This window comes from Rhodococcus sp. RD6.2 (assembly GCF_001040705.1).
Lineage (GTDB): Bacteria > Actinomycetota > Actinomycetes > Mycobacteriales > Mycobacteriaceae > Rhodococcus_G.
Genome location: NZ_CVQP01000009.1, coordinates 236,240 through 261,907, shown reverse-complemented (window position 1 = coordinate 261,907; position 25,668 = coordinate 236,240). Strand labels below are relative to the sequence as shown.

Annotated in this window: 23 protein-coding genes and 4 tRNA genes; 15 read left to right on the top strand and 12 right to left on the bottom strand. The window is 67.1% G+C overall.

The window, feature by feature from the left end; all coding sequences use genetic code 11:
* Window positions 1–35: 35 nt before the first annotated feature.
* Together RHCRD62_RS20065 and RHCRD62_RS20060 are read left to right on the top strand one after the other, a co-directional pair.
* Entirely contained in the window at window positions 36–935 is a 900-nt protein-coding gene (locus tag RHCRD62_RS20065; protein ID WP_050066503.1) for a pseudouridine synthase, read from the top strand.
* A gap of 74 nt (window positions 936–1,009) precedes the next feature.
* Window positions 1,010–2,218: a globin domain-containing protein gene (locus RHCRD62_RS20060; protein ID WP_050066502.1), complete on the top strand. Its 1,209-nt coding sequence runs from the start codon at window positions 1,010–1,012 to the stop codon at window positions 2,216–2,218.
* A 51-nt stretch (window positions 2,219–2,269) separates the two neighbouring features.
* On the opposite strand, the gene aztD is transcribed toward RHCRD62_RS20060, so the two are convergent.
* Window positions 2,270–3,490 (bottom strand): zinc metallochaperone AztD, encoded by a 1,221-nt coding sequence (gene aztD, locus RHCRD62_RS20055; RefSeq protein WP_050066501.1) that lies wholly within the window; start codon window positions 3,488–3,490, stop codon window positions 2,270–2,272.
* 131 nt (window positions 3,491–3,621) lie between these two features.
* Between aztD and RHCRD62_RS20050 the strand changes: the two genes are divergently transcribed.
* From RHCRD62_RS20050 to RHCRD62_RS20040, 3 genes are all read left to right on the top strand, one after another.
* Window positions 3,622–4,068, top strand: coding sequence for a Fur family transcriptional regulator (locus tag RHCRD62_RS20050; protein WP_050066500.1), 447 nt, complete (start codon window positions 3,622–3,624; stop codon window positions 4,066–4,068).
* A gap of 60 nt (window positions 4,069–4,128) precedes the next feature.
* Window positions 4,129–6,330, top strand: a complete 2,202-nt coding sequence (gene katG / locus RHCRD62_RS20045; protein ID WP_050066499.1) for a catalase/peroxidase HPI — start codon at window positions 4,129–4,131, stop codon at window positions 6,328–6,330.
* A gap of 72 nt (window positions 6,331–6,402) precedes the next feature.
* Complete coding sequence (locus RHCRD62_RS20040) at window positions 6,403–7,125, top strand: potassium channel family protein (RefSeq protein ID WP_050066498.1); 723 nt, start codon at window positions 6,403–6,405, stop codon at window positions 7,123–7,125.
* A 58-nt stretch (window positions 7,126–7,183) separates the two neighbouring features.
* Here the strand turns inward: RHCRD62_RS20040 and RHCRD62_RS20035 are convergent.
* The 5 genes from RHCRD62_RS20035 to RHCRD62_RS20015 form a co-directional block, all read right to left on the bottom strand.
* Window positions 7,184–7,260 (bottom strand) — tRNA-Phe (locus RHCRD62_RS20035).
* A 60-nt stretch (window positions 7,261–7,320) separates the two neighbouring features.
* Window positions 7,321–7,394: transfer RNA gene (locus tag RHCRD62_RS20030), tRNA-Asp, on the bottom strand.
* 100 nt (window positions 7,395–7,494) lie between these two features.
* A tRNA-Glu gene (locus tag RHCRD62_RS20025) sits at window positions 7,495–7,567 on the bottom strand.
* Between the two features lie 81 nt (window positions 7,568–7,648).
* Window positions 7,649–8,368, bottom strand: a complete 720-nt coding sequence (locus tag RHCRD62_RS20020) for a ScbR family autoregulator-binding transcription factor (protein WP_050066497.1) — start codon at window positions 8,366–8,368, stop codon at window positions 7,649–7,651.
* 248 nt (window positions 8,369–8,616) lie between these two features.
* Entirely contained in the window at window positions 8,617–9,639 is a 1,023-nt protein-coding gene (locus tag RHCRD62_RS20015) for a magnesium transporter CorA family protein (RefSeq protein WP_050066496.1), read from the bottom strand.
* Between the two features lie 140 nt (window positions 9,640–9,779).
* On the opposite strand from RHCRD62_RS20015, the gene RHCRD62_RS20010 reads away from it, so the two are divergent.
* From RHCRD62_RS20010 to RHCRD62_RS20000, 3 genes are all read left to right on the top strand, one after another.
* Window positions 9,780–9,855 (top strand) — tRNA-Lys (locus tag RHCRD62_RS20010).
* A gap of 385 nt (window positions 9,856–10,240) precedes the next feature.
* Window positions 10,241–10,603 (top strand): hypothetical protein, encoded by a 363-nt coding sequence (locus RHCRD62_RS20005; RefSeq protein ID WP_157051001.1) that lies wholly within the window; start codon window positions 10,241–10,243, stop codon window positions 10,601–10,603.
* A gap of 126 nt (window positions 10,604–10,729) precedes the next feature.
* On the top strand, window positions 10,730–11,152 hold the full coding sequence (locus RHCRD62_RS20000; protein ID WP_050066494.1) for an SPW repeat domain-containing protein: 423 nt from the start codon (window positions 10,730–10,732) through the stop codon (window positions 11,150–11,152).
* A gap of 24 nt (window positions 11,153–11,176) precedes the next feature.
* Here RHCRD62_RS20000 and RHCRD62_RS19995 read toward each other — a convergent pair whose 3' ends face one another.
* On the bottom strand, window positions 11,177–12,427 hold the full coding sequence (locus tag RHCRD62_RS19995; protein ID WP_084734389.1) for an MFS transporter: 1,251 nt from the start codon (window positions 12,425–12,427) through the stop codon (window positions 11,177–11,179).
* A gap of 82 nt (window positions 12,428–12,509) precedes the next feature.
* Here RHCRD62_RS19995 and RHCRD62_RS19990 point away from each other — a divergent pair, with 82 nt between their 5' ends.
* The 7 genes from RHCRD62_RS19990 (at window position 12,510) to RHCRD62_RS19960 (ending at window position 20,500) form a co-directional block, all read left to right on the top strand.
* Window positions 12,510–13,397 (top strand): LysR family transcriptional regulator, encoded by an 888-nt coding sequence (locus RHCRD62_RS19990; RefSeq protein WP_157051000.1) that lies wholly within the window; start codon window positions 12,510–12,512, stop codon window positions 13,395–13,397.
* 95 nt (window positions 13,398–13,492) lie between these two features.
* A complete protein-coding gene (locus tag RHCRD62_RS19985) occupies window positions 13,493–14,092 on the top strand; it encodes a DUF937 domain-containing protein (protein ID WP_050066492.1) in 600 nt (199 codons plus the stop codon).
* Window positions 14,093–14,339: 247 nt separating this feature from the next.
* Complete coding sequence (locus RHCRD62_RS19980) at window positions 14,340–15,299, top strand: acyl-ACP desaturase (protein WP_050066491.1); 960 nt, start codon at window positions 14,340–14,342, stop codon at window positions 15,297–15,299.
* A gap of 135 nt (window positions 15,300–15,434) precedes the next feature.
* Window positions 15,435–16,589, top strand: a complete 1,155-nt coding sequence (gene dusB / locus RHCRD62_RS19975) for a tRNA dihydrouridine synthase DusB (protein ID WP_050066490.1) — start codon at window positions 15,435–15,437, stop codon at window positions 16,587–16,589.
* A gap of 159 nt (window positions 16,590–16,748) precedes the next feature.
* Window positions 16,749–18,647, top strand: a complete 1,899-nt coding sequence (locus RHCRD62_RS19970) for an LCP family protein (protein ID WP_050066489.1) — start codon at window positions 16,749–16,751, stop codon at window positions 18,645–18,647.
* Between the two features lie 121 nt (window positions 18,648–18,768).
* Window positions 18,769–19,440 carry a phosphate signaling complex protein PhoU gene (phoU, locus tag RHCRD62_RS19965; protein ID WP_050066488.1) on the top strand — a complete coding sequence of 224 codons (672 nt, stop codon included), beginning with the start codon at window positions 18,769–18,771 and terminating at the stop codon, window positions 19,438–19,440.
* Between the two features lie 88 nt (window positions 19,441–19,528).
* Complete coding sequence (locus tag RHCRD62_RS19960) at window positions 19,529–20,500, top strand: endonuclease/exonuclease/phosphatase family protein (RefSeq protein ID WP_253277398.1); 972 nt, start codon at window positions 19,529–19,531, stop codon at window positions 20,498–20,500.
* 61 nt (window positions 20,501–20,561) lie between these two features.
* Here RHCRD62_RS19960 and RHCRD62_RS19955 read toward each other — a convergent pair whose 3' ends face one another.
* The 5 genes from RHCRD62_RS19955 to pstS form a co-directional block, all read right to left on the bottom strand.
* The gene (locus tag RHCRD62_RS19955) at window positions 20,562–21,524 is read right to left on the bottom strand and encodes an LLM class F420-dependent oxidoreductase (protein ID WP_050066487.1); all 963 of its coding nucleotides are present in this window, start codon (window positions 21,522–21,524) and stop codon (window positions 20,562–20,564) included.
* A 109-nt stretch (window positions 21,525–21,633) separates the two neighbouring features.
* Window positions 21,634–22,410: a phosphate ABC transporter ATP-binding protein PstB gene (gene pstB, locus RHCRD62_RS19950; protein ID WP_050066486.1), complete on the bottom strand. Its 777-nt coding sequence runs from the start codon at window positions 22,408–22,410 to the stop codon at window positions 21,634–21,636.
* Window positions 22,411–22,452: 42 nt separating this feature from the next.
* Window positions 22,453–23,358, bottom strand: a complete 906-nt coding sequence (pstA, locus tag RHCRD62_RS19945; RefSeq protein ID WP_050066485.1) for a phosphate ABC transporter permease PstA — start codon at window positions 23,356–23,358, stop codon at window positions 22,453–22,455.
* Window position 23,359: 1 nt separating this feature from the next.
* Window positions 23,360–24,406 carry a phosphate ABC transporter permease subunit PstC gene (pstC, locus tag RHCRD62_RS19940; protein ID WP_050066484.1) on the bottom strand — a complete coding sequence of 349 codons (1,047 nt, stop codon included), beginning with the start codon at window positions 24,404–24,406 and terminating at the stop codon, window positions 23,360–23,362.
* 46 nt (window positions 24,407–24,452) lie between these two features.
* On the bottom strand, window positions 24,453–25,577 hold the full coding sequence (gene pstS / locus RHCRD62_RS19935) for a phosphate ABC transporter substrate-binding protein PstS (protein WP_050066681.1): 1,125 nt from the start codon (window positions 25,575–25,577) through the stop codon (window positions 24,453–24,455).
* Between the last annotated feature and the right edge of the window lie 91 nt (window positions 25,578–25,668).

Genomic DNA, 25,668 nt, shown 5'->3' with positions numbered 1-25,668 from the left:
TCGCGCCCGGGGGCCGTTGCGCCTACCTTTGGACTGTGCCTTCCGCTCCGCTGCCCGTGCGTGACGGCCTCAACCCGACCCGGTTGCGGCTGCCCGCAGGCAGCGACAGCGCCACGGTGCTCGATCACCTGCTCGCACGTTTTCCGGACGACCGCGAGCGCCTGCGAGAGAAGGTGGCAGCGGCCGAGGTCGTCGACGGATCCGGGACCGCGATCACCGCCGAAACCCCTTATCGTGCACACTCGTTCGTGTACCTCTACCGGGATCCGCCGACGGAGCCGCGGGTGCCGTTCGAGATCGACGTCCTGCACCGCGACGAGGATCTCCTCGTCGTCGACAAGCCTCATTTCCTGGCGAGCACTCCGCGTGGCCGACACGTCGTCGAGTCGGCCCTCGTCCGGCTGCGCCGCGACCTGGAGTTGCCGGACCTGACACCGGTGCACCGGCTCGATCGGGTGACGGCCGGTGTCCTCGTCTTCACGATCCGACCGCAGGCGCGCAGGGCCTATCAGGAGTTGTTCGCGCACCGAGAGGTCACCAAGGAATACGAAGCGGTCGCCGGGCTCGACGCAAACCTGCCCCTACCGACAACCGTACGGAGCCGGATCGTGAAGCCGGACGGCGAACTGCGGTGCGTCGAGGTCGCGGGCGAGCCCAATGCGGAGACCCGGGTCGAGCTGATCGAGGCCAGGGGCGAGGTCGCCCGCTATCGGCTGCTCCCCAGGACGGGAAAAATGCACCAGCTCCGGGTCCACCTGAACTCGCTCGGCATCCCGATCGTCGGCGACAACTTCTACCCGACGCTGTACGACGTTGCGCCCGAAGACTATTCGACTCCGCTTCAGTTGCTCGCGCGCTCCCTGAGCTTCGTCGATCCACTGTCCGGCGCGACGCGGACGTTCACGAGTCGCCGACGCCTGGCCGCCTGGATCTGACCGACGAAAGGGCGCGGAGGTGGCCTGAATCACACTATCTTGCACCTCAAATGCAAATTAAATAGCTTCAGTTCATGAGCCTCTCAGCAGCGTCCACCGAAGTCATCCGCGCCACCCTCCCCGCGGTCGGGGCAGCCATCGGCGACATCACCCCGCTCTTCTACAACAAAATGTTCGCCGCGCACCCCGAGCTCGAGCGCGACCTCTTCAACCGCGGCAACCAGAAGCAGGGCGAGCAGCAGCGTGCACTCGCCGGCTCCATCGCCGCCTTCGCGACGCTGCAGGTGAGCGAGGACGCAGCCAACATCGATGCGATCATGTCCCGGATCGCGAACAAGCACGCCTCGCTCGGCATCACGGCTCCCGAGTACGAGATCGTCCACAAGTACCTGTTCGAGGCAATCGTCGAGGTACTCGGCGAGGCCGTCACCCCGGAGGTTGCCTCCGCGTGGGACGAGGTCTATTGGCTGATGGCCAACACCCTCATCGCGATGGAGCACAAGCTCTACGCCGACGCGGGCGTCGAGGACGGCAAGGTTTGGCGCGAGGTCAAGGTCGCGCGACGCGTCCTCGAGTCCGCCGAGACCGTGTCCTTCGTCCTGACTTCGGTCGACGGCACGCCGCTGCCGCACTACCTTCCGGGCCAGTACATCTCGGTCGGCGTGCACCTCGCGGACGGTGCCCGACAGATTCGCCAGTACAGCCTGGTCGGATCCCCGACCGCCGACGACTGGCAGATCAGCGTCAAGGCCATCCCCGTCGACGGCGACAACCCGGCAGGCGAGGTCTCGAACTTCCTGTACGAGAACGTCTTCGAGGGCGACACCCTGTCGGTGACCACCCCGTTCGGTGACCTCGTCCTCGACGAGGGCGACGCACCGCTGCTGCTGGTGTCCGCAGGCATCGGCTGCACACCGATGATCGGCATCCTCAACCACCTCACGGCCACCTCTGCCACCCGGCCGGTCTCGGTTCTGCACGCCGACCGCTCCCCCGCACGCCACGCGCACCGCGCCGAGCTGACCGAACTCGTCGGCCAGCTGCCGTCCGCGACGATCCACCGGTGGTACGAGGACCTCGGACAGCGCACGCAGGACGAGGACACCTACCTCGGACGCGCCGACCTGTCCGGCATCGACATCGCCGACGGCACGCAGGTGTACCTGTGCGGACCGCTGCCGTTCATGCAGTCGGTGCGCGAGAGCCTGATCGAGCGCCAGGTTCCCGCGACCGCGATCCACTACGAGGTCTTCGGCCCCGACAGCTGGACTCCGGCGAGCTGATCCGAAAATACGTGTGGCCCCGACTCGTTCGAGTCGGGGCCACACGCGTCCCTAGACCCCGGAGATCTCGTTGGGCGTCACGGCGAGCTCCGCACTCGCCGTCACCGCGCCGGTCGTCAGATCCACCGCACGCACGGTCCTCGTCGCAGGCTCGGTCACGTACGCGGTGTCACCGTCCACGAACAGCGTCGGTCGCGGATCCTGCCATTCGAGCGGTTCGGTCCACGGAGCGACGACGTCGATGCGGCGGGTGACGGTGGCGGCAACGGGATCGATCACGTGAAGCGCACCGTCGGTGCCGAGCACGAGGGCCTCACCCCGCGGCCCGCGACCCAGCGACCGGAAGCTGTAGCTCGTGCCGAGTTCGACCGGAGTCAGCCGATGGGTCACGGTGTCGACGAGCATCACCCGTTCGGGACGCTCCAGCTCGGCGTCGCGGTCGGTCTTGTAGTCGCCGAGGACGATCGGCGACGCCTCGCTGCCCGCCTGATTTCCGATGCGCCCGTATGCGTCCGGGCTCGGCACCTTCGTGATGACACCGTCGCGGTGGACGAGAACGCCGTCCTGACATCCGAAGACCAGCGCACCGTCCGCGGCGACGGCCTCTCCGTGCACCCCAGGGCACTGCTCGTTGCGCGTCACCTCGCGGCGGTCGCGGTCGAGAACGACGATGCCGCTGCGGGATTCGGAGTCGCCGATCGTCGTGACGAGTCCGCCGTCGGGTAGGTCGACGGCGACGCCGTGGTGCGCCTCCGGCGTCTGATGGACGGCGCCCTCGGGCCTACCGTCGGCCAATGCGTGCGGATCGAAGGATTCCACGCGCCCGGATCCGTCGGCGAACAGCGTCGTCCGTCCGCCGTGCCGGACGACGTGCCCGGGTTTGTCGGCGTCGAAGGCCCAGGCCGCCAACGCAGGCGTGGCGGTGTAGTGGTGCGCGTGGTCACCGTGAGCCTCCGACCACGCACCCGTGTCGAGCACCCGGAACTGGGACCCGGCGGAGAGCAGGACGTGCCGACCGTCACCCGCCGGGTTGAGCCGTGTGAAGCCGTCGAGTTCGAACTCGGCCACGGTGTCGAGGCTCGACGCATCGAGGACCGTGACGCCGCCGTGGTGGGTCACAACCAGCCGCGGTGCGGCCTTCGACACCTCTGCCGGCGCCGCTGCCACCGTGGATGTTGGTTCGGGATCGGGCGCGTCGGCCGAGGCTGCGCAGCCCGTGAGCAGAATCGCGAGGGCCGCCGCCGGAACGACGACCCGAAAGAGTGAGGTCATGGGACAACCCTGACCGTTAATGAAAACTATTGTCAAAGACGATTGCGTGCATGTGTTTCCCGCGAGAAAATCCGAAGAAACACCGGCGCGAAGTCTTGACTCGTTCCAGAGTGAGGGGCCATATTGGCCATGTGTCCCCGACACCGGACTACGCAGGCCGACTGCGCGAGGCGGATCTCCGGGCAACCCGACCCCGGGTCGCCGTGATGGGCGCCGTGCACGCCCTACCCCACGCGGACACCGAGACGATCTTTTCGTCCGTCCGCCTCGAACTCCCCGACGTGTCCCGTCAGGCCGTGTACGACGTGCTGCATGCACTGACCGCGGCACGACTGGTCCGGCGCATCCAACCGGCCGGGTTCGTCGCACGCTACGAGGCACGGGTCGGGGACAACCACCACCACGTCGTCTGCCGATCCTGCGGGATCATCGCGGACGTCGACTGCACGGTCGGCGAGGCACCGTGCCTGACGCCGGCCGATCCCAACGGCTTCCACCTCGACGAGGCGGAAGTGGTGTTCTGGGGAACCTGCCCCAATTGCCTCACCGCACAACCAGATTCGTCCGCGAGCACCTGAGCGCGACAGCACCGAAGAGACCTGTGATCAGCCCGTTCACCCACTCTCGGAAGGAACACCGTGACATCCGACAGCAGCGCAACCAGCAGCGGTAGCGACAGCGAGAACCCCGCGATCGACTCGCCGACGCCGAAAGCGCCCCGCCCCAACACCAATCAGGACTGGTGGCCGAACCAGATCGACCTCTCCGTCCTGCACGTGCACTCGCCACTGTCCAACCCCCTCGGCGCCGACTTCGACTACGCAACCGAGTTCGCGAAACTCGACGTCGAGGCACTCAAGCGCGACGTCATCGACATGATGACGACCTCCCAGGACTGGTGGCCTGCCGACTACGGCCACTACGGCGGACTGTTCATCCGCATGAGCTGGCATGCGGCAGGCACCTACCGCATCTCCGACGGACGCGGCGGCGGCGGACAGGGCGCACAGCGCTTCGCGCCTCTCAACAGCTGGCCCGACAACGCGAACCTCGACAAGGCACGTCGCCTGCTGTGGCCGATCAAACAGAAGTACGGGCAGCAGATCTCGTGGGCCGACCTGCTCGTGTTCGCAGGCAACTGCGCGCTCGAGTCGATGGGATTCGCAACGTTCGGTTTCGGGTTCGGACGCCCGGACATCTGGGAACCCGAGGAGGTCTACTGGGGCCTCGAGGACGAATGGCTGGGCACCGACAAGCGCTACAGCGGCGAACGCGACCTGGCGAAGCCGTTCGGTGCGACGACGATGGGCCTGATCTACGTGAACCCGGAAGGCCCCGAGGGCAAACCGGATCCGCTCGCCGCCGCCTACGACATCCGCGAGACGTTCGGCCGGATGGCGATGAACGACGAGGAGACCGCGGCACTGATCGTGGGCGGCCACAGCTTCGGCAAGACGCACGGTGCCGGTGACGCCGACCTGGTCGGCCCCGAACCGGAAGCCGCTCCGATCGAGCAGCAGGGCCTCGGCTGGAAGAGCGCATACGGCACCGGCAAGGGCCCGGACCAGATCACCAGCGGCCTCGAGGTCGTCTGGACGCCCACCCCGACCCAGTGGGACAACAGCTTCCTCGAAACCCTCTACGGCTACGAGTGGGAACTGACCAAGAGCCCCGCCGGAACGTGGCAGTACACCGCGAAGGACGGCGCGGGCGCAGGCACCATCCCCGATCCGTTCGGCGGAGCCGGCCGGGCCCCGACGATGCTCGTCACCGACATCACGCTGCGAGAGAGCCCCATCTACAAGGACATCACCCGACGCTGGCTCGATCACCCGGAGGAACTCGCCGAGGCGTTCTCCAAGGCCTGGTACAAGCTGCTGCACCGCGATATGGGTCCGGTATCGCGGTACCTCGGGCCCTGGATCGGGGAGCCGCAGCTCTGGCAGGACCCCGTCCCCGCCGTCGACCACCCGCTCATCGACGAGCAGGATGCCGCCGCACTGAAGTCGACGCTCCTCGCCTCGGGCCTGACGGTGGCGCAGTTGGTCGGCGTCGCATGGGCGTCGGCGGCCAGCTTCCGCGGTACCGACAAGCGGGGTGGCGCGAACGGTGCCCGCCTGCGCCTCGAACCGCAGCGGAGCTGGGCCGCCAACGAGTCCGCGGACCTGGACACCGTCCTTCCCGTCCTGGAACGCGTCAAGCAGGATTTCGACGCGTCGGGCAAGACGGTCTCGCTCGCGGACCTGATCGTGCTCGCCGGAGCGGCGGGGGTCGAGAAGGCCGCGAAGGACGCCGGATTCGACGTCACGGTGCCGTTCTCGCCGGGACGGACCGACGCCACTCAGGACACGACGGACGTGGAGTCGTTCGCGGTACTCGAACCGCGGGCGGACGGGTTCCGCAACTACGCCCGGCCCGACGAGAAGGCTCCCCTCGAACAGCTCCTGCTCGAGCGGGCGTACATGCTGAACCTGACGGCACCCGAGCTGACCGCGCTCGTCGGCGGCCTGCGCGGCCTCGACGTCAACCACGGCGGTACCAAGCACGGCGTGTTCACCGACAAGCCGGGCACGCTGACGAACGACTTCTTCGTCAACCTGCTCGACATGGGCACGGAATGGTCGGCGTCGGAATCGGAGCCGAACGTGTACGTCGGACGCGACCGCACGACCGGTGACGCCAAGTGGACCGCGACCGCCGTCGACCTCGTTTTCGGATCCCATTCCCAGTTGCGTGCCCTCGCCGAGGTGTACGCGTCGGAGGACGGCAAGGCGAAGCTCGTGGACGACTTCGTCGCAGCGTGGACGAAGGTCTCGAACCTCGACCGCTTCGACCTCTGACCTGATCCCAAGCCTCGGCCCCGGCACCCCGCGACGCAGTTCTCGCGGGGTGCCGGACATTAAGGTGTGCCAATGACTTCCCAGGAACAGTGGGAGCGGCGCACCGAATGGCCGATGGCCGTCGTCGCATTCGCCTTTCTCGTCGCGTACAGCTGCGAGGTGCTGCTCGACCTCAGTGCCGGCTGGGCCGCGGTCTGTTCGGCACTGATGTCCGGCACCTGGCTGCTGTTCGTGATCGACTACGTCGCTCGTCTGTATCTCGCCGAGCGACGCGTGCACTGGTTCTTCCGGCACCTGCACGAGTTCGTCGTCGTCGTGCTGCCCGCGATCCGACCGCTGCGCCTGCTTCGCCTTGTCGCGATGGTCACCGTCATGCAGCGGGCGATCGGCGGCGCGATCCGCGGCAAGGTGCTCATCTACACGATCTCCACCTCGTCGCTGCTCCTGTACGTTGCGTCCCTCGCCATGTACGAAGCGGAGCGCGACCATCCCGACTCGACCGTCAACTCGTTCGGCGAAGCCCTCTGGTGGTCGATGACGACGGTGACGACCGTCGGGTACGGCGACTACTCACCGGTGACGACGACGGGCCGTTTGATCGCGGCCGCCCTGATGATCGGCGGGATCAGCCTCATCGGTGTGGTGACCGCCACCATCGCCTCGTGGATCGTCGAGCAGGTCGCGGAGGAGGACAAGGCGAAGCAGGCTGCCACGGCTCACCAGATCGAGGAGTTGCGGCACGAGGTTCGGCGCCTCACGGATCGACTGGCGCAGGATCGGGTGCCGTCGGACTGACGATGCCCGAGAAAAGCGAAAACCCCTTCTCGACGGAGAAGGGGTTTCGACAGCATTGTGGTGGCCAGGGCCGGGATCGAACCGGCGACCTTCCGCTTTTCAGGCGGACGCTCGTACCAACTGAGCTACCTGGCCGGGCGGCACCCGGACCGGATGCCTTCGCTCGGTGTGACACGTCACTCTCACACACAAGAGCGACCCTGACGGGACTCGAACCCGCGACCTCCGCCGTGACAGGGCGGCGCGCTAACCAACTGCGCCACAGGGCCTTGCTAAATGTCGTTGTCAGGCGACATTCTTTGTGCCAGACGCTTTCGCGTCTCGCTCGGTTTGAAACCTAGCAGGCGAACCCGCTACTTCCCAAATCCGTACCCCCTACGGGATTCGAACCCGCGCTACCGCCTTGAAAGGGCGGCGTCCTAGGCCGCTAGACGAAGGGGGCCTACCGAATCTCTCCGGCAAGTACCCGCAACGGCTGTTCCGTTGGGAGCTCGCATAGCTTAGGACACATCTTTCCCAGAACTCAAATCGGCTGGTCACCGCCCGTTTCTGCGTCGTTTGCGACGTTTTCGCCGGCCGCTGCGGCCTCGGCAGCTGCGGCAGCGAGCGGCGCGAGGTCCTGCCAGCCGTCCCGATGCCACCGAGCAAGCCATTCCTCGGATGCCATGGCCTCGAGCAGAACCTCGAAGGCCTCCTCGAACCGGTCGGTCAGTCCCGTGCTGTCCGTGCTCAAGTCGAGCATGTACCGCTGGCCGGCCAGACACGCACCGAGGACGCGGCTGAAGACTGCCGGGTCGGCGCCCGGACGGAGGTGACCCTCGCGCTGTGCGCGCAAGACGAGTTCGTGGGCGGTGTGCCCCCAGACCTGCGTTCCGCCTGCGCGAACGTCCGAGTAGAACTCGGGTTCGATGATCAGTCGAAATTCGGCCTGGACGATGACCTCCGTAGCGAAACGCTCGGAGAGTTCGACGATGATCGCGTGCAGCACCTGAAAGGGGTCGGCGTCGACCCGCTTCCAGCGGTCGATCGCCTCGGTGTACTTACCGAGCGCTTCCGCCAAGACTGCCCGAGCGAGGTCTTCCTTCGATTCGAAATGGAAGTACATCGCGCCTTTGGTCGCGTGCGAACCTTCGAGGATCGTGTTGACCGACGCCGCGGCGTAACCGCGGCGCGCGAACTCAACAGCGGCTGCCTCGACAATCGCCGCGCGGGTTCGCCGTGCGCGTTCCTGTTGACGTGCCATATGAGCTTGTCTCGCCTCCGAAACCTGCAAGTCGTGTCCGTCCGCCCCGACAGGCCACAGAAGACCTCGATCAACACTAACCCCGCAGGACCCGAAATTGTGCGCATGCTCGCCGAGGTTCGGAATGTTAGAGTTCTTACCCGGGAGTAAGGTTGCGTCACCCACGGGCAGAACACACCAAGTGGTACGCTTTCCGGAACTCGGGTGCGCCGCAGGGGGTGCGCACCCGAGTTCACTCTTCACGAACCTCAGAGCCAGTCGCGCCTCTTGAAGCTCCAGTACAGGCCGAATCCGAGCCCGAGGAGCAGCACCAGACTGAACCAGAACCCCGCGGGGATCCCGAATCCGGGAAACGGGACGTTCTGCCCGAAATACCCGGTCACGCCCGTCGGAATCGCGATGATGGCAGCCCACGCCGTCAACTTCTTCATGGTCTCGTTGAGAGAATTACCTTGCATGGCAAGGTGTGTCGCGAGAATCGACTCGATGGTGTCCCGCATGCCGTCGATCCGCTCGGTCGCCCGCAGGGTGTGGTCGTAGACGTCCTGGTAGTACGGCACCAGGTCGCCCGAAACGACGTGCGAACCCTGACGCAGCAGGGCACTGAACGCCTCGTTCATCGGCAACACCGCCCGACCGAGATGCGCGACCGCCTTCCTCAACACGAAACTGCGAAGCTGCACCGCGTTCTTCGGACCAGCACCGAGAAGCAGATCGTCCTCGAGCGACTGGATCCGATCGTCGAGAGTGTCGATCACCTCGAAGAATCCGTCGACCAACTCGTCCAGCACCGTGTGCAACAGGAAGCCGACACCGTGCGACAGCAGATCCGCGTTGTCGTCCCACTCCTCCAGGACAGGCTCGAGCGCAAACCGGTCGTCACCGCGAACGGTGATCAGCGCGCGGACGAGGACGAAGACCGACAGATCGGTGCCGTCGAGACGGTCCATCGCGGCGTCGTAGCGCACCGCGCGTGCGTGCAGCAGACTGTGATCGCGAAACCGGACCAGACGCGGACGCTGACGTCCGGAGAGCACACCCTCGATTGCGAGCGGATGCAATGTCACCTCTCCCCCGATCAACGGCGACAACGCGACGATGTCGGCGACCGACGGCGCGAGCAGGTCCACCCAGATGAGCGCGTTCTCCTGCGAGCGATGCGACGCGAGCTCCTCCAGCGGCAGGTCGCTGCCCACCAGCTTCCCGTCGACGTAGAGCCGATTGCGGATCGCGCACGACACGTGCACACCCGCCGCGCCCACCGTGTCCATCGCACCTCCAGATCGCCGCCCACCAATCCTGACCCGGCGAACCCACAATCGCAGGCAACTGCGACCGTGCGCGGCGCGGCGCGGCGGGTGGGGGTCCCGTGGTCGCAGCCGCCCCGGGCACATTAGACTCCTGCACCACTGCCCCTTTAGCTCAGTTGGTAGAGCTACGGACTTTTAATCCGCAGGTCCTCGGTTCGAGCCCGAGAGGGGGCACCACCGCCCCATCGGGTTCACCCGATGGGGCTTTTGTTTGCCCTCCGTTTGCCGAACGATGTGGTGATCATCACCTCCAACCCTCCCGCAGTCAGCCAGGATCGCGTTTCACGCGATTCCGAAACAACCTGATATGCAGCGGTTTTCGAGAGATTCAGCGCCTTCCTTTTGCGCATCGGACGGCCGATCCGTCGGACTCGACTGGGTAACGCTTTCCTCAAATCCCACTCCAGGGATATCGGTTGGGCGAGTGGTCTGATACCACTAATGAGGCAGCAACGAAGTAAAACGGCCAACTCGACTACAAATCAACAACTTTCGTGGTCGACCTCGGTTTACGCGCAACGCACGAGCTTGTTCAACGAGGCCCGAAAGGCGGTGAGTGGAGATGACCATTCCCCACGTCACTAAGCAGTCGACCCTACGCTCGGCACGACGGTCCTGTGCATGCCCAGGCGAACGTATCGTCGAGTCCGCGGCCATCCGTTCCACCGATGCCGACCTCGGTCACACCACCTTCCGCACCCTCGAGAACACGACGACTTCTCCGCTCACGAACGCCCAGGCCGCAGGCCTCGGCCGGCTGGTCCGCAGGATTGTCAACAGCCCCGTCGGACTGCCGGGCGGTTTCGACACCGTCGAGGACCTCTGTCGCGGGTATCTCGCCGCCAACCTCGCCGCCCCGACGACCGACCAGGTACGGGCAGGAATCCAGCGCACCCTCACCCTGCTGCGATCCACACCCGCCTGACGACTGCAGGCAGCGCCCGTCGCGCCGACTGTGTCGCGAGTGGTGCACGATCCGGTAAAGCAGGTCGACACCACGTTCACCACGGGATCAGAATGGACTCCTGAGGATCTATCCCAGGAGGCCGTCATGACCGTGAACGCCGCCGACGCGAATTCCGCCAACTACGCGGATGCCCGAGATCCGTCACATGTGCGCGAGGTCCGTCGGGACTTCCTGGTCGTGGCGACGGGCGTGGCCCTGGTCCTGCTCAGCCTATGGGTGCCCGTTCAGGGCGACGAACAGATCACCGCCACCATTCTCATCCTCGGCATGGTTGCCTACTCGGCCGGACTCTGGGCCATGACGACGGAGTCTCGAACCAGCCACTGGGGGCTGGTCGTCCTGGGAGCGGCACTCCTGCTGACCCCGCTGGTCATGGCGTTCCCGTCGGGAACCACCACCGCGGCCGTAGTTGCCGTGGCATCGGGCGTGATCGTCGCCGCCGCCGGCGTCCTCGGGCTGATGATGAACCGGGACGACGACCAGGTCGCCCCCCAGCACCGCCGCTGACCGGCGCACGAGCAGGATCGCCCGCTACCGACGAGTGAGCACCGCCAGCCTCGACGCGAGCAGCACGCCGATCGCTAGCAGCGCCCCGATACAGGCGACCGTTCCGGGCCAGCCGCCCGCCCCGTACGCGATGCCCGCGCCTGCCCCCGCGAGGCTCGACCCCAGGTAGTAGGCGCAGAGGTACAGCGCGGACGCCTCCGCGCGGCGGCGGGTCGCGAGGAGCCCGACCCATCCGCTCGCAACCGAGTGCGCCGCGAAGAATCCCGCGGTGAACAGCACCATCCCGGCCAGCACCCACGCGAGCGAGTCCACGAGCGTGCACGCCATTCCCGCTGCACTGCACCCCAACCCCGCGAGCAGCACCCAGCGCCTGCCGAGCCGGTCCGCGAGGCGTCCCGCGGCAGACGACGTCACCGTCCCCGCGAGATAGATGAGGAAGACCAACCCGACGACGGACGACGGCAGGGCGAACGGCTCGCCGAGCAGGCGGAAGCCGAGGAAGTTGTAGGCGGAGACGAACCCACCCATGAGGATGAAGCCGAGTACGAACAGGATTCGCAGTCGCGGGTCACGGAGGTGTTCGGCGAGGTTCGACGCCACAACCCGAAGGCCGACCGGCTGCGGCCGGAAACGCCGAGACGCGGGCATCACTCGCATCATCACGACCGCGAACAGCAGCGCCGCGATCGCCGCCGCCTGCATCGCCCACCGCCAGGTGGTGAGGTCGAGCAGGGTGGTGGGGATCATCCGGCCGAGCAGTCCTCCGATGGTGGTGCCCGCGACGTACCGCCCCATCGCGGCGCCGAGGTCGCCGCCGTGCACCTCCTCCGCGAGATATGCCATCGCGACGGCGGGGATTCCCGCGAGCGTGGCGCCCTGCAGCGCCCGCCCGGCGATCAGGACCTCGAACGTCGGGCTGAGCGGCAAGAGCAGACCGATCGCGCACGACGTGACGGCCGAGACGGCCATCACCCGAGTCCGCCCGAAGCGCTCGGACAGTGCGCTGGCGGGCACGATCACCAGTGCCAGGACTCCGGTGGTGACGGACACCGTCAACGCCGCCGAGGCGGGCCCGACCCCGAAGTCGTCGGCCAGCGCAGGAAGCAGTGCCTGCGCCGAGTACATCGAGATGAAAGCGGCGAGACCTGCGGCGAACAGGGCCACGGTGATACGGGTGTAGCCGGGTGTGCCGCGGCGGTACGCCGGCCCGCGATGCGCAGCCGTTCGCGCATGATCCGTGTCGGGCCGAGCAGCGATGTGGTTGACGAGCGTCATGGAACCTCCGGGCCCCATCCTGATCCGCATCCACTCATCAGTAAAATGCGAGAAACTCGCGTTTCTCATGTAGAAAATGCATATGCTCAGCATCGGGCTCCGCTGGTTCGTCACCCTCGCCGAGGAGGGACAGGTGACGGCGGCCGCGGACATCCTGGGCATCGCCCAGCCCACCCTCTCGCGTCGCCTCGCGACCCTCGAACAGAGCATCGGTGTCGACCTGTTCGACAGGTACGGCCGTCGACTCACACTCAACGCGCACGGCGCACTCCTCTACGAACACGCCCGGCGCGCCCTCGACGAACTCGACGCCGCCGAATCCCGCATCGCGGAGCTGACGAGCGCGACGGACGGCACCGTCCGACTCGACTTCCTTCACTCCCTCGGCTCCTGGCTGGTACCGGCACTGATCCGCGACTTCCACCGCACGGCACCGCGGGTGCGGTTCGCCCTGCACCAGGACGCCGCCGGCCATCTCGCCGACCGGATCCTCGCGGGACACAGCGACCTTGCCGCGGTCTCGCCGCGGCCACGCGCGGAGGGGCTCGGCTGGCTGCTGCTCGACCGCCAGCAACTCGCCCTCGCCGTCCCGACCGGGCACCCTCTCGCAGACCGCCCCGAGATCGACCTCCGCGACGCAGCAGGCGAACCGTTCATCGCGATGCACCCCAACTACGGCATGCGGCGTCTCCTCGACGAGGCCGCCGAACGTGCCGGCTTCGCCCCTCGAATCGTGTTCGAGTCGAGCGAGCTCGCCACCGCGACGGGCCTGGTCTCCGCGGGACTCGGGGTCGCGCTGGTGCCCATCCGGGAAGCCGACCCCGAGGCAGCAGGCGTGGTCGTCGTGCCGATCCGCGGCGGGGACGCCGTTCGAGAAGTGGGGATGGTGTGGGCGCTGAGCCGCCCGCTCACTGCTCCGGCCCTCAGATTCCGCGACTTCGTCGCACAGCACGACCGGTCGCCAGGGTGACGGCCGAGCGCGTCGACGCGCGAACGGCGCCCCAGCGGGCCGATACTGTCCGGAATGGCTTGCAGCGACGCAGACCTGAACAGAAAGCGAGCACCATGTCCGCCGTAGACGAACTCCTCGCACAGATTCCCATCTCCCAGATTGCAGCCCGACTCGGGGTCGACGAAGCCACCGCGGAAACGGCAGTGAGGTCGGCCGTCCCGACACTCCTGGGTGGCCTCGAAGCCAACGCGCAGGACAGCGGCGGAGCCGCATCCCTCGAGAGTGCTCTCGCACAGCACCAGGGCAGTTCCCTGCTCGAGGGGGGAGTCGACATCGACCAGGTGGACGCGACCGACGGGGAGAAGATCGTCGGTCACGTGTTCGGCGACAACACGGACCAGGTGGTCAGCACCCTCGGCGGCATCGGTGGGGCAGGCGGCACTTCCCTGATGAGCAAGCTCCTGCCGATGCTGGCACCGCTGGTGCTCACGTTCGTCGCCAAGCAACTCGGCGGTGGGGCGCAGGGGCAGGCGACCTCCGCATCGGGTGGCGGTATCGGCGATCTCCTCGGCGGCCTGCTCGGCGGAAAATCGGCAGGCGCGGGCGGCGGCCTCGGGGATCTCCTCGGCGGCATCCTGGGCGGCGGCGGGACCGGCGGTTCCGGCGGTATCGGCGACCTCCTCGGAGGCCTGCTGGGCAGCGGCCGCAAGTAGCGCAGAGCCTCCGGCGGCATCCAGCCGCCGGGGGCCGCGTAACGGATCCGGCTCCGTCGCCGATGTCGATCGGTGACCGACTGTAGGTGACCTCCGGGATATCGACGACGAATCCCGAGGTGGTCGCGGTAGGGAACCGAAAGTTATCAGCCGATTCCCAGTTCGAGACCCGCCGGAAACATCCCGGGCCAACCTACGGTCCCGTAGGCTGGTCCCGCCAATACCCGCGACACCTGGAGGCACAGCAATGGCGAGAGAGCTCACCCAACTCGAGTTGCTCAAGGAACTGGAGCCGGTGGCCGAAGCCAACCTCAACCGCCACCTGTCCATGGCCAAGGATTGGCACCCGCACGACTACGTCCCGTGGGACGAGGGCCGCAACTTCGCGGCGATGGGTGGCGACGACTGGGCGGAAGAGCAGTCCCGGCTTGATCCCGTCGCGAAGGCCGCGATGATCACCAACCTCCTCACCGAGGACAACCTCCCCTCCTACCACCGGGAGATCGCGGAGAACTTCTCTCGCGACGGCGCCTGGGGCACCTGGGTGGGCCGCTGGACGGCCGAGGAGAACCGGCACGGCATCGTGATGCGCGACTACCTCACCGTCACCCGCGGTGTGGACCCCGTCGCCCTCGAAGAGGCCCGGATGATCCACATGACCAACGGGTACTCCTCCCCCGGCGACACCGAAGGCCTCCTGCACTCCGTCGCATACGTCACCTTCCAGGAGTTGGCGACGCGTGTCTCGCACCGCAACACCGGCAAGGCGTGCAACGACGACATCGCGGACCGGATGCTCACGCGCATCGCGGCCGACGAGAACCTGCACATGATCTTCTACCGCAATATCTGCGAGGCGGCACTCGACGTGTCCCCCGACCAGACGATCGCGGCGGTCACCGACGTTCTCACGCATTTCCAGATGCCTGGCGCCGGTATGCCCAACTTCCGTCGCAACGGCGTTCTCATGGCCAAGCACGGCATCTACGACCTGCGTCAGCACCTCGAAGAGGTCGTCATGCCGGTGCTGCGCAAGTGGAAGATCTTCGAGCGCACCGATTTCACCGCCGCCGGTGAGGCCTCGCGCGAGTCGCTGTCGGTGTTCCTCGACGACCTCGGCGTGCAGGCGAACAAGTTCGAGGAGCAGCGCGACCGCGCGCTCGCCCGCGAGGCCGCCAAGAGGGAGCGCGAGGAGCGCGCCTCCTGACCTGAACCCGGGTGCGACCCCGGCCGCCGTGCTCGCTGCAGAGCTGCCCGCGCGGAACGGTCACTTCTGGAAAACGGCTATCCTGTGCCCGGCGCCGAACTTCGGTGCCGGGCACATTTCTTTCGAGGTTTATCGATGTCCACCACTGACCCACGCCTGCGTATCGGCTCGCTGGAGCTGCGCAGTCCCGTCGTGCTCGCCCCGATGGCGGGTATCACGAATGTGGCGTTCCGCACGCTCTGCCGTGAGCTCGAACTCGAACGCTCCGGCAGCACGTCCGGCCTGTACGTCTGCGAGATGGTCACCGCTCGCGCGCTCGTCGAGCGGCAGCCCGCGACACTGCACATGACGACCTTCGGCCCCACCGAGACGCCGCGTTCGCTGCAGCTGTACACGGTCGATCCCGACACGACGTACGCGGCAGCGAAGATGATCGTCGACGAGAACATGGCCGACCACATCGATATGAATTTCGGCTGCCCGGTTCCCAAGGTCACCCGCAAGGGCGGCGGGTCGGCACTGCCGTACAAGCGCACCCTGTTCGGCCGGATCGTCGCGGCCGCGGTGAAGGCGACCGAGGGCACCGACATTCCCGTCACGGTGAAGATGCGCGTCGGAATCGACGACGAACACCACACTCACATGGACGCGGGCCGCATCGCCGCGGCCGAGGGTGCCGCGGCGATCGCACTGCATGCGCGCACCGCGGCGCAGCGCTACTCCGGCACCGCCGACTGGAGTGAGATCGCCCGACTCAAGGAACACGTCACCGACGTTCCGGTGCTCGGCAACGGCGACATCTTCGCCGCGGAGGACGCCGTGCGCATGATGGCGGAGACCGGCTGCGACGGCGTCGTCGTCGGTCGTGGCTGCCTGGGCAGGCCGTGGCTCTTCGCCGAGCTGAGTGCCGCCCTCAACGGCACCCAGATGCCGACCCCTCCGACGCTCGGCGAGGTCGCCGCGATCATCCGCAGGCACGCCGAACTGCTCGCCGACCACCACGGCGAAGGCAAGGGGATGCGGGAACTGCGCAAGCACGTCGCCTGGTACCTGCGCGGCTTCCCCGCGGGGTCGGACATGCGCGTCGCAATGGCGATGGTGTCGACCCTCGACGAACTGGACGAGCTTCTCGTGCAGCTTCCTGCGGACGTGCCCTTCCCGAAGGACGCGGAAGGCCCGCGCGGCAGGCAGGGGTCGCCCGGCACCGTCGCCCTTCCCGACGGCTGGCTCGACGACCCCGACGACTGCCTCGTCCCCGTGGGTGCCGACATGATGCATTCGGGCGGCTGAGCTGCCCTGATTCGGCCCGAATGGCTGCCTCAGGTTCGATAAGTATCATGTGTGAACCGTTGCCGGGCGGTCACGAACAGGACACGTTCGTGACCGCCCGAAGCACGGCACCAGAACTGCGGCACACCAGACGACGAGACGACGAGCAAGGGACACCAGTTGGGCGACGATCACGATCCGGGTTCCGCACCCGACGGTCGCGCCCCATGGGAAAGACACCTCTCGCATGTCGGTCGCCCCGGCCGTCGGCCTCGACCCGAGCCGGAGGACCCGCCCGCCCCCAGCTCGCCCGAACCGGACCAGCCGCCCAGGAGTGGACGCGGCGAACCCAGCGACCGACTCTCCGTCGCCGAACTGATGCAGCGGGTCGGCCGTGAGGACGATCCCGAAGCCACCGACCTCACGACCCCCGTCCAGGAACCTCCCCGGTCGACGACCGGCTGGATGTACAAGGCCGCGCCCACCGCGGTCGCCCCGGACGAGCAGACCCAAGCGGGTACCGCGGCAACCACACGACTCGTGGAGAGCAAGGCGCGCAAGCGCCGACGCCTGCGCCTCGCCGGCCGAACGGCCACCGCATTCGTCGCCGTGATGGTGCTCACGATGACCGGTGTCGTGTGGGGATACCTCCGCTCCACCGACAGCGGCTTCAGCCAGGTCGCTGCACTCGACCTCGAGAGCACCGACGTCGTCGACCCCGGCGGCCAGTACGGCGACGAGACGTACCTGATCGTCGGCACCGACACCCGCGCGGGCGCGAACTCCGCCGTCGGCGCGGGCACCGTCGAGGACGCCGAGGGCGCCCGTTCGGACACCGTCATCCTGGTGAACATTCCCGCCGACCGCAGTCGGGTGGTCGCGGTGTCGTTCCCCCGCGACCTCGACGTCGAGGTACCGACCTGCCAGGCCTGGGACAACAACACCGCCCAGTACACCGACGAGATCTACCCGGGCGGCTACAACGACAAGCTCAACTCGGCGTACGCACTGGGCGGACCGAAATGTCTGGTGAAGGTCATCCAGAAGATGTCCGGTCTGAAGATCGGCCACTTCATCGGAATGGACTTCTCCGGGTTCGAAGCGATGGTCAACGAGATCGGCGGCGTGGAGGTGTGCACCACGACTCCGCTGGTCGACGGTGAACTCGGCACGGTCATCGCGAACCCGGGCAGGCAGACCATCGACGGCGTCACCGCCCTCAACTACGTGCGGGCCCGCAAGGTCGAAGCCGAAGGCAACGGCGACTACGGCCGAATCAAACGGCAACAGGTGTTCCTGTCGTCGCTGCTGCGTGGAGCCCTGTCGAACAAGGTGCTGTTCGACCCGGGCAAGCTGAACGGATTCATCTCCGCCTTCACCAAGGAGACGTTCGTGCAGAACGTCGACACCAAGTCGCTGGTGACGCTGGGCCGGTCCCTGCAGAAGGTCGATGCGGGCGCGGTGACGTTCCTGACCGTCCCGACGGCAGGCACGAACGAGGTGGGCAACGAGATTCCGCGCCTCGACGACATCGATGCGATCTTCCGGGCGATCATCGACGACGAGCCGCTCCCCGGCGAGGTGCGCACCCCGGACCCCGTCGCCACCGAGGCCGCGAAGGCTCCGGCCGTTGCGACTCCTCCCCCTGCCTCCGAAGTCATCGCCGTCGACTCGTCGATGGTGACCATCCAGGTGTCCAACGCGTCCGGTGTGACCGGCGTGGCGGCGCAGGCCGCGGAATCCCTCGAGGCACACGGGTTCGCCATCTACAGCGTCGGCAACTACAGCGGAACGAGCTCGTCGACGCTGGTCCGATTCGGACCGGGCCAGGAGGCGGAGGCGGCCTCCGTCGCGGCAACCCTCCCGGGCGCACAATTGCTCGAGAGCGACGACCTCGACGGCATCGTCGACGTGGTCCTCGGCTCCGACTTCGACGGCATCGTCACCCCGCCCGCCGAGCCGGGCACGCAATTGCATCCGACGATCGCACCGCGATCGACGGTCATCTCCGGGACGACGATCGAAGAGCTGCCGGCCGACCTCGCCTACACCAACGCCGGCGACGACACCTGCGCCTGAGCCGGTCGCGTCCGAAAAGCGGTATTCCGAGGTCGGGGGCCATCTACGTGCACCCACGGTTCATTCCACGTTCACTGCCAGTAAGTGACTTGTCCCAGGACGAGAATTAGACTGTCCCTTCATGCGCGTGGCTTACAACGAACAGATGACCGAACTCGCCGACATGCTCGGCGTGATGGCCGGGCTCGCGGGCACGGCGATGGAGAAGGCGACGCAGTCGCTGCTCCAAGCCGATCTGACCCTCGCCGAAGAGGTCATCAGCGATCATGACCAGATCACCGACCTCAGTGCCCTCTGCGAGGAGCGGGCCTTCGCCCTCCTCGCGCTGCAGGCCCCGGTCGCCGGTGACCTGAGGTCGGTCGTCAGTGGCATCCAGATCGTCGCCGACATCGACCGGATGGGCGCCCTCGCACTACACGTCGCAAAGGCCGCTCGGCGCCGACATCCCAACCACGTCCTCCCCGAAGAGGTCAACGGCTACTTCGCGGAGATGGGACGCCTCGCCGTCGCACTCGGCGCCGCCGCCAGGGAAGTCCTCGAATCGCGCGATCCCGAACGCGCCGCGAAGCTCCGCGAGGAGGACGAGGCGATGGACGATCTGCACAAGCACCTGTTCACCGTGCTCATGGACCGTGAATGGGAGCACGGCGTCGCGGCAGCCGTCGACGTCACCCTCCTCGGCCGCTACTACGAGCGGTTCGCCGACCACGCAGTCGAGGTCGGCAGGCGCGTGATCTTCCTCGTCACCGGCAAGATGCCGACCGAACCCGAGGACACCGGCGAGATCAACTGACCCACATCCACCTGACGGGCGGTGCCGGGCCGCGCTGCGAAGCGAGGTCCGACACCGCCCGTATTCATGTGTCGGCGAAGATCGAGGCGTGAGGTATCTGGAGGTCTACCGGCAGTCGGCCGCGGTCTTCGCCGCGGCCTGCGGCGCGGTCGGTGCGGCGGCGGTGCTGGCGTCGCAGATCCGGGTGGAGAATCGTTTCGTCATCCTGCTCGCGGGCTGGGCGCCGGTGTGGATCGGCGCGGCCCTCGTCGGTGCGGTGGTCGCGACGATCGCCCGGCGCTGGCTTGTGCAGGGCGCATGCCTGGTCGTGTGCGCGCTCGGCGGCTGGCTGCTCGCGCCACTCTATGTCGCGGGGCCGGGCGACCCCGATCCGGACGGTCCGACCCTGCTAGTCATGCAGGCGAACATCAAAGTGGGGCAGGCAGATCCGACGAAGCTCACCACCGCTGTTCGCGAACGCGGCGTCGACGTCCTCACCGTGCAGGAGCTCACCGACGAGGCCATCGACGTCCTGCACACCGCCGGGCTCGACGACCTCCTCCCCCACCGATTCGTCGTCCCCCTCGGGCCCGGCGGTCTCGGCGGCGGCGTCTACAGCCGATACCCACTGTCGGACACCAGAGTCCTCGACGGATACCTGTCCGCGAACCTCGCCGCCGACATCGACGTCGGACTTCGGGAGCCGGTCGCGCTGCTCGCGGTACACCCGGCCCCGGCATACCTCTTCCCCGCCGAGATGTGGGCCTCCGAACTCCGCGCCGTCGGCGCCGAGATGACGGCAGTCACGAACCGCGACAACATCGTCGTCGCAGGCGATTTCAACGCGAGTTGGCCGCAGCGTCAGTATCGGGATCTGCTCGTCGACGGCTACCTGGACGCCGCCGACCAGACCGGCGCCGGCCTGGTCCCGACCATGCCCGCCCACCGTCGGTATCCGGCCGTCACCGGAATCGACCGCATCGTGACGAAGGGTGCGGTGGCGACGAGCCTCGACCGCATCGCCGTCGACGGCTCCGACCACCACGGCGTGATCGCCGACATCCGACTGGCGCGCGGCTGATCGCCGAATGTGCGGTTCTCGGTGCGCACGCGCGCGCGATGCGACAACCGCACACTCGCGGCTAGCGAGGCGCGAGTGCGCGGATCATCGGCGCCGGATCACCCGGAGCCACGAGCGCGATGACGGGGGTGGTGACGCCCGCATCGACGTACCGTTCGATGTGCTCGCGACACCGGTCCGCCGGACCGTGCACGATCAGCTGATCGACCACCTTGTCGGGGATCGCCTCGAGAGCCGCCTTGCGGTCGCCCTCCGTCCACGCCTTCCACATGCCGGCGAATTCCTCTGTACGGCCGAGCCATTCATGGAACGCCCGGTATACGGGCACGGTCATGTAGGCCGCGATCATGCGACGGCCGATGGCGCGGGCAGTGTCGGCGTCGACATCGGGCAGCACGAAGATCCGCGCGACGATCTCCTTGCCGTCGCCACCGGCGTGCACCTGCGGCGCGACGGCTCGAACATCCTCCGCGGACAGCCAGTTGACGATCGCGCCGTCACCTTCCCGGCCCGCGAGCCGCAGCATCGACGGACGCAGCGCGGCCAGCAGCACCGGCGGCGGCGTTTCCGCGACCACGCCGGGCACGAATCCGTCGATCGTGAACGTGTCGTATTCCTGGGTGATCTTCTCGCCCCGCAACGCGGCGTGCAGGAACCGGAGCGTGTCGCGGGCCCGCTTGTACGGCTCGTCGAATTCGAGGCCGTTCCACTTCTCGACGATGACGTTCGACGACGTGCCGATGCCGAGCACGAACCGACCCGGCGCCGCCTGCGCCATCGTCGCCGCCGACATCGCCAGCGTCGCCGGACCCCGCGTGTACACCGGAACGATCGCGGTGCCCAGCCGCAGCTGCGGCGCCCACACGCTCGCCAGTGCGAGCGGCGTGAACGCATCCGTCGCGTTCGCCTCCGACGACCACACGTCGGTGTAGCCGAGGTCCGGCAACTCCGCGATCAGGTCACGCTGATCTGCCAGGGACGGTCCCAGAAGGGGCACGGTCAGGCCCCAGCGCTTCACTGTCATGGGACCAGCCTAGGCAGGGGCCGTCGAAGTAGGCGCCCACCTCCGCGCCCACACAGCACTGCACCCCGGCCGCAGCGCGACCGGGGTGCAGCGAGAGACGGTGTGCCGGTTATCCGAAGCGGCCCGAGATGTAGTCCTCGGTCGCCTTCTGGGACGGGTTGGAGAAGATCTTCTCCGTGTCGTCGATCTCGATGAGCCGGCCGGGCTTGCCGGTGGCCTCGAGGTTGAAGAAGGCGGTCTGGTCGCTGACGCGGGCGGCCTGCTGCATGTTGTGCGTGACGATCACGATGGTGAAGTCCTTCTTCAGCTCCGTGATCAAGTCCTCGATCGCGAGAGTGGAGATGGGGTCGAGGGCCGAGCAGGGCTCGTCCATCAGCAGCACGTCCGGGGAGACGGCGATCGCCCGGGCGATGCAGAGACGCTGCTGCTGACCGCCGGACAGTCCGCCGCCCGGCTTGTCGAGGCGGTCCTTGACCTCGTTCCACAGGTTCGCGCCACGCAGGGACTGCTCGGCGATCTCGTCGAGTTCCTTCTTGTTCCGGCCACCCTGCAGTTTGAGTCCCGCGACGACGTTGTCGCGAATGGACATGGTTGGGAACGGGTTCGGGCGCTGGAACACCATGCCGATAGTGCGGCGCACACCGACGGGATCGACCTGGGAGCCGTAGATGTCCTCGCCGTCGAGGAGGATCGCGCCCTCGACGCGGGCACCGGGCGTCACCTCGTGCATGCGGTTGATGGACCGCAGCACCGTGGACTTGCCACAGCCGGACGGGCCGATGAACGCGGTCACGTTGCGCGGAGGCACTGCCAGGCCGACGTCGGCGACGGCATGGAACTTGCCGTAGTAGATGTTGACGTCCTTGAGATCAAGACGCTTCGCCATGGTGGCTCCCTTGCATGGTGGTGACTCGGAGGTTTGAGGGGGTCACTTGCTGACCCGGGAGAAGTGACCGATCAGCTTCGCGACGATGTTGAGCACCGCGATCAGCAGGATCAAGGTCAGTGCGGCGCCCCAGATGCGTTCCGAGCCTGCCGCGGTCGGGTTGTTCATCTCCGCGACCATGACGCCGGGCAGCGAGCCCATCTCGCCGTTGAACAGATCGAAGTTGATGAACGGCGCATACCCGACCAGGATCAGCAGCGGAGCGGTCTCACCGAGGACTCGGGCGAGGGCGAGCATGACACCGGTGATGATGCCGGGAAGCGCGGTCGGGACGACGATCCGCATGATCGTCTTCCACTTCGGCACGCCGAGCGCGTACGACGCCTCCCGCAGATCCTGCGGGACGATCCGCAGCATTTCCTCGGTGCTGCGGATCACGACCGGAACCATCAGCAGCACCAGCGCGAGCGAGACCGCGAACGCCGACTTCGGGAATCCGAACGTCGCGATCCACAGCGCGTAGATGAACAGCGCGGCGACGATCGACGGCACACCCGACAGGATGTCGACCATGAACGTGGTGATCCTCCCGAGCCTCGACGTCCCCGCGTACTCGGTGAGGTACACCGCGACGGCGAGGCCGAGCGGAATCGAGATCACCGCGCACACGACGCCCTGCAGGATCGTGCCGATCAGCGCGTGGTAGATGCCGCCGCCGGAGGCGGATGCGGACAAGCCGTTGAACGAGTTCGTGAACCAGGTGGGGCTGGTGATCGCCGCGAAGCCCTTCTGGATCACCGTGTACAGCACCCAGACCAGCGGGATCAGTGCCAGCAGAACCGATGCCGTGACGAGGACCTTGACGATGAGGTCGGTGGTGCGGCGACGCCCGCCGACGCCCTGGAATGTGGGGGCCTTGACGGGCCGGTCCATTGTCGAGGTCGTCATGTCAGCTCTTCTTCCCTGCGACGGCGGCGCGGGCCGCGGCGTTGACCACGAAGGTCAGCACGAACAGGACCAGGCCGGCCGCGATGTAGGCACCCGCCTGGATGTCGTTGTTGAACTCGGCATAGCCGAGTGCGATCTTCGACGCGATCGTCGAACCGCCGTCGAAGAGCGACCATGTCGCGCTCTTCGCGGTCGTACGCAGGATCATGTAGAGCGCCATGGTCTCGCCAAGCGCGCGGCCGAGGCCGAGCATGGAACCGCTGATGTATCCGGACTTGCCGAACGGCAGGACCGTGGTCTTGACGACTTCCCACTTCGTGGCGCCGAGCGCCAGCGCCGCCTCGATGTGCGATACCGGCGTCTGTGCGAAGACCTCACGGGTCACGGCGGTGATCATCGGCAGGATCATCACCGCGAGCACGATGCCCGCGGTGAAGATCGTGCCGCCGCCCTGGATCGACCCGGACCCGGTCGAGAACAGGAAGAACCAGCCGAGGTTCTCGTTCAGCCACAGCGCGAACGGCTTGATCGCAGGCGCGAAGATCAGCAGACCCCACAGGCCGTAGACGATCGAGGGGACCGCGGCGAGCAGATCGATCACGTAGGCGAGCGGGCGAGACAACCGCGGCGGCGCGTACTGCGTGAGGAACAGGGCGATGCCGAGCGAGACCGGCATCGCGAGAGCCAGCGCGAAGAGCGAGACGAGCACCGTGACCTGCAGCAGGTCCAGGACACCGAATGCCATCGCGTTGATGTCGGTGGTGACCCACTCGCGGCTGGTGAGGAAGTTGACCTCGTTCCGCGAGAGCGCCGGGACTGCCCGCCACACCAGGAACGCACCGATCGCCGCGATCAGCACGGAGATGAAGATCGCCGAGCCGGTGGTCAGCGAGGTGAAGATCCGGTCGCCAGGACGGACCACCGCCTTGCCGGGGGAAGACGGTGTGGGCATCGGTGCCTCCGGTGCTCCGCGCGTGCCCCCCGTCCCGGCCCCGGATTCACCGGGGCCGGGTGCGGGAGGCGCCGACTGGGTTGGCGCGTCGCTCATCTGCGCTCGCATTCTGTTAGTTCTGAATATAGAGCGTCCGACAGGGTCAGCCGATAGCGGCGATCGATGCGTTCAGCTTGTCCTGGACGGTGCCGGGCAGGCTCACGTAGCCCTGCTCCGAGAGGCCGTTCTGACCTTCGTTGGCGGCGCTGGTCAGGAACGACTTCACCGCGGCGGAGGTGTCGGCGTCGTAGCCGTTGGAGCACACGATGGAGTACGTCGCCAGGACGATCGGGTAGGCGCCGGCCTCCTTGGTGCCGAAGATCGAGTCGAGGTTCAGCGTCATGTCGCCGACGGTCTCGGACTTGAACGTCGCACCCTCGATGGCCTTCGCTGCGGTCTCCTCGGTCAGCTCGACCGCGCCTGCACCGGAGTCGATCTGCGCGATCGCGAGCTTGTTCTGGTCCGCGAAGGACTTCTCGACGTAGGTGATCGAGCCGGGAGCACCGGCGACGGCCTGCGAGACACCCGCCGAGCCCTTCGCGCCCTCGCCGACGCCGCCGACGAAGTCGGAGCCGGCGCCCTTGGTCCAGGCACCGTTCGACGCGACGGTGAGGTACTGCTGGAAGTTGTCGGTGGTGCCCGACGAATCGGAACGCACGATCGGAGTGATGGCCGTGTCCGGCAGCGTCACACCCGAGTTGAGCGCCGCGATGGCCGGGTCGTTCCACTTGGTGATCGCGCCAGTGAAGATCTTGGCGATGACCTCGCCGTTGAGGGTCAGGTTCTCGACGCCGTCGAGGTTGTACGCGATGGCGACCGGACCGAAGACCAGCGGCAGGTTCCAGGCGTCGTTACCCGCGCAACGCTCCTTGGCGGCAACGGCCTGATCGCCCTTGATCGCGGAATCGGAACCGGCGAAGTCGACCTGCTTCGCGATGAACTGGGTGCGTCCGTCACCGGAGCCGGTGGGGTTGTAGGCGATCTTGACGTCGACGCCCTTGTCCTTGCACACCGCGATGTAGGTGGCGATGAAGTTGTCCATCGCGTTCTTCTGCGCGGACGAGCCAGCGGCCGACAGCGAGGTCTTGCCGTCGCAGGTCGCGCTCGACGCCGCGCTGTTGACGGAGGTTCCCGACGAGGCCGTGTTGTTGTCGCTTCCACAGGCAACCAGGGTCATGGCACCGACCGCGACTGCACCGAGCACGGCAGCATTGCGCTTGAAGTTCACGCTGTTTCCTCCGGGAGACTCATCAGGTTCGGGCAGCACGCCGCCACCCTGCTCGTGAAACGTAAGGGCAGGTGGTGGACAGGTGGTCCCG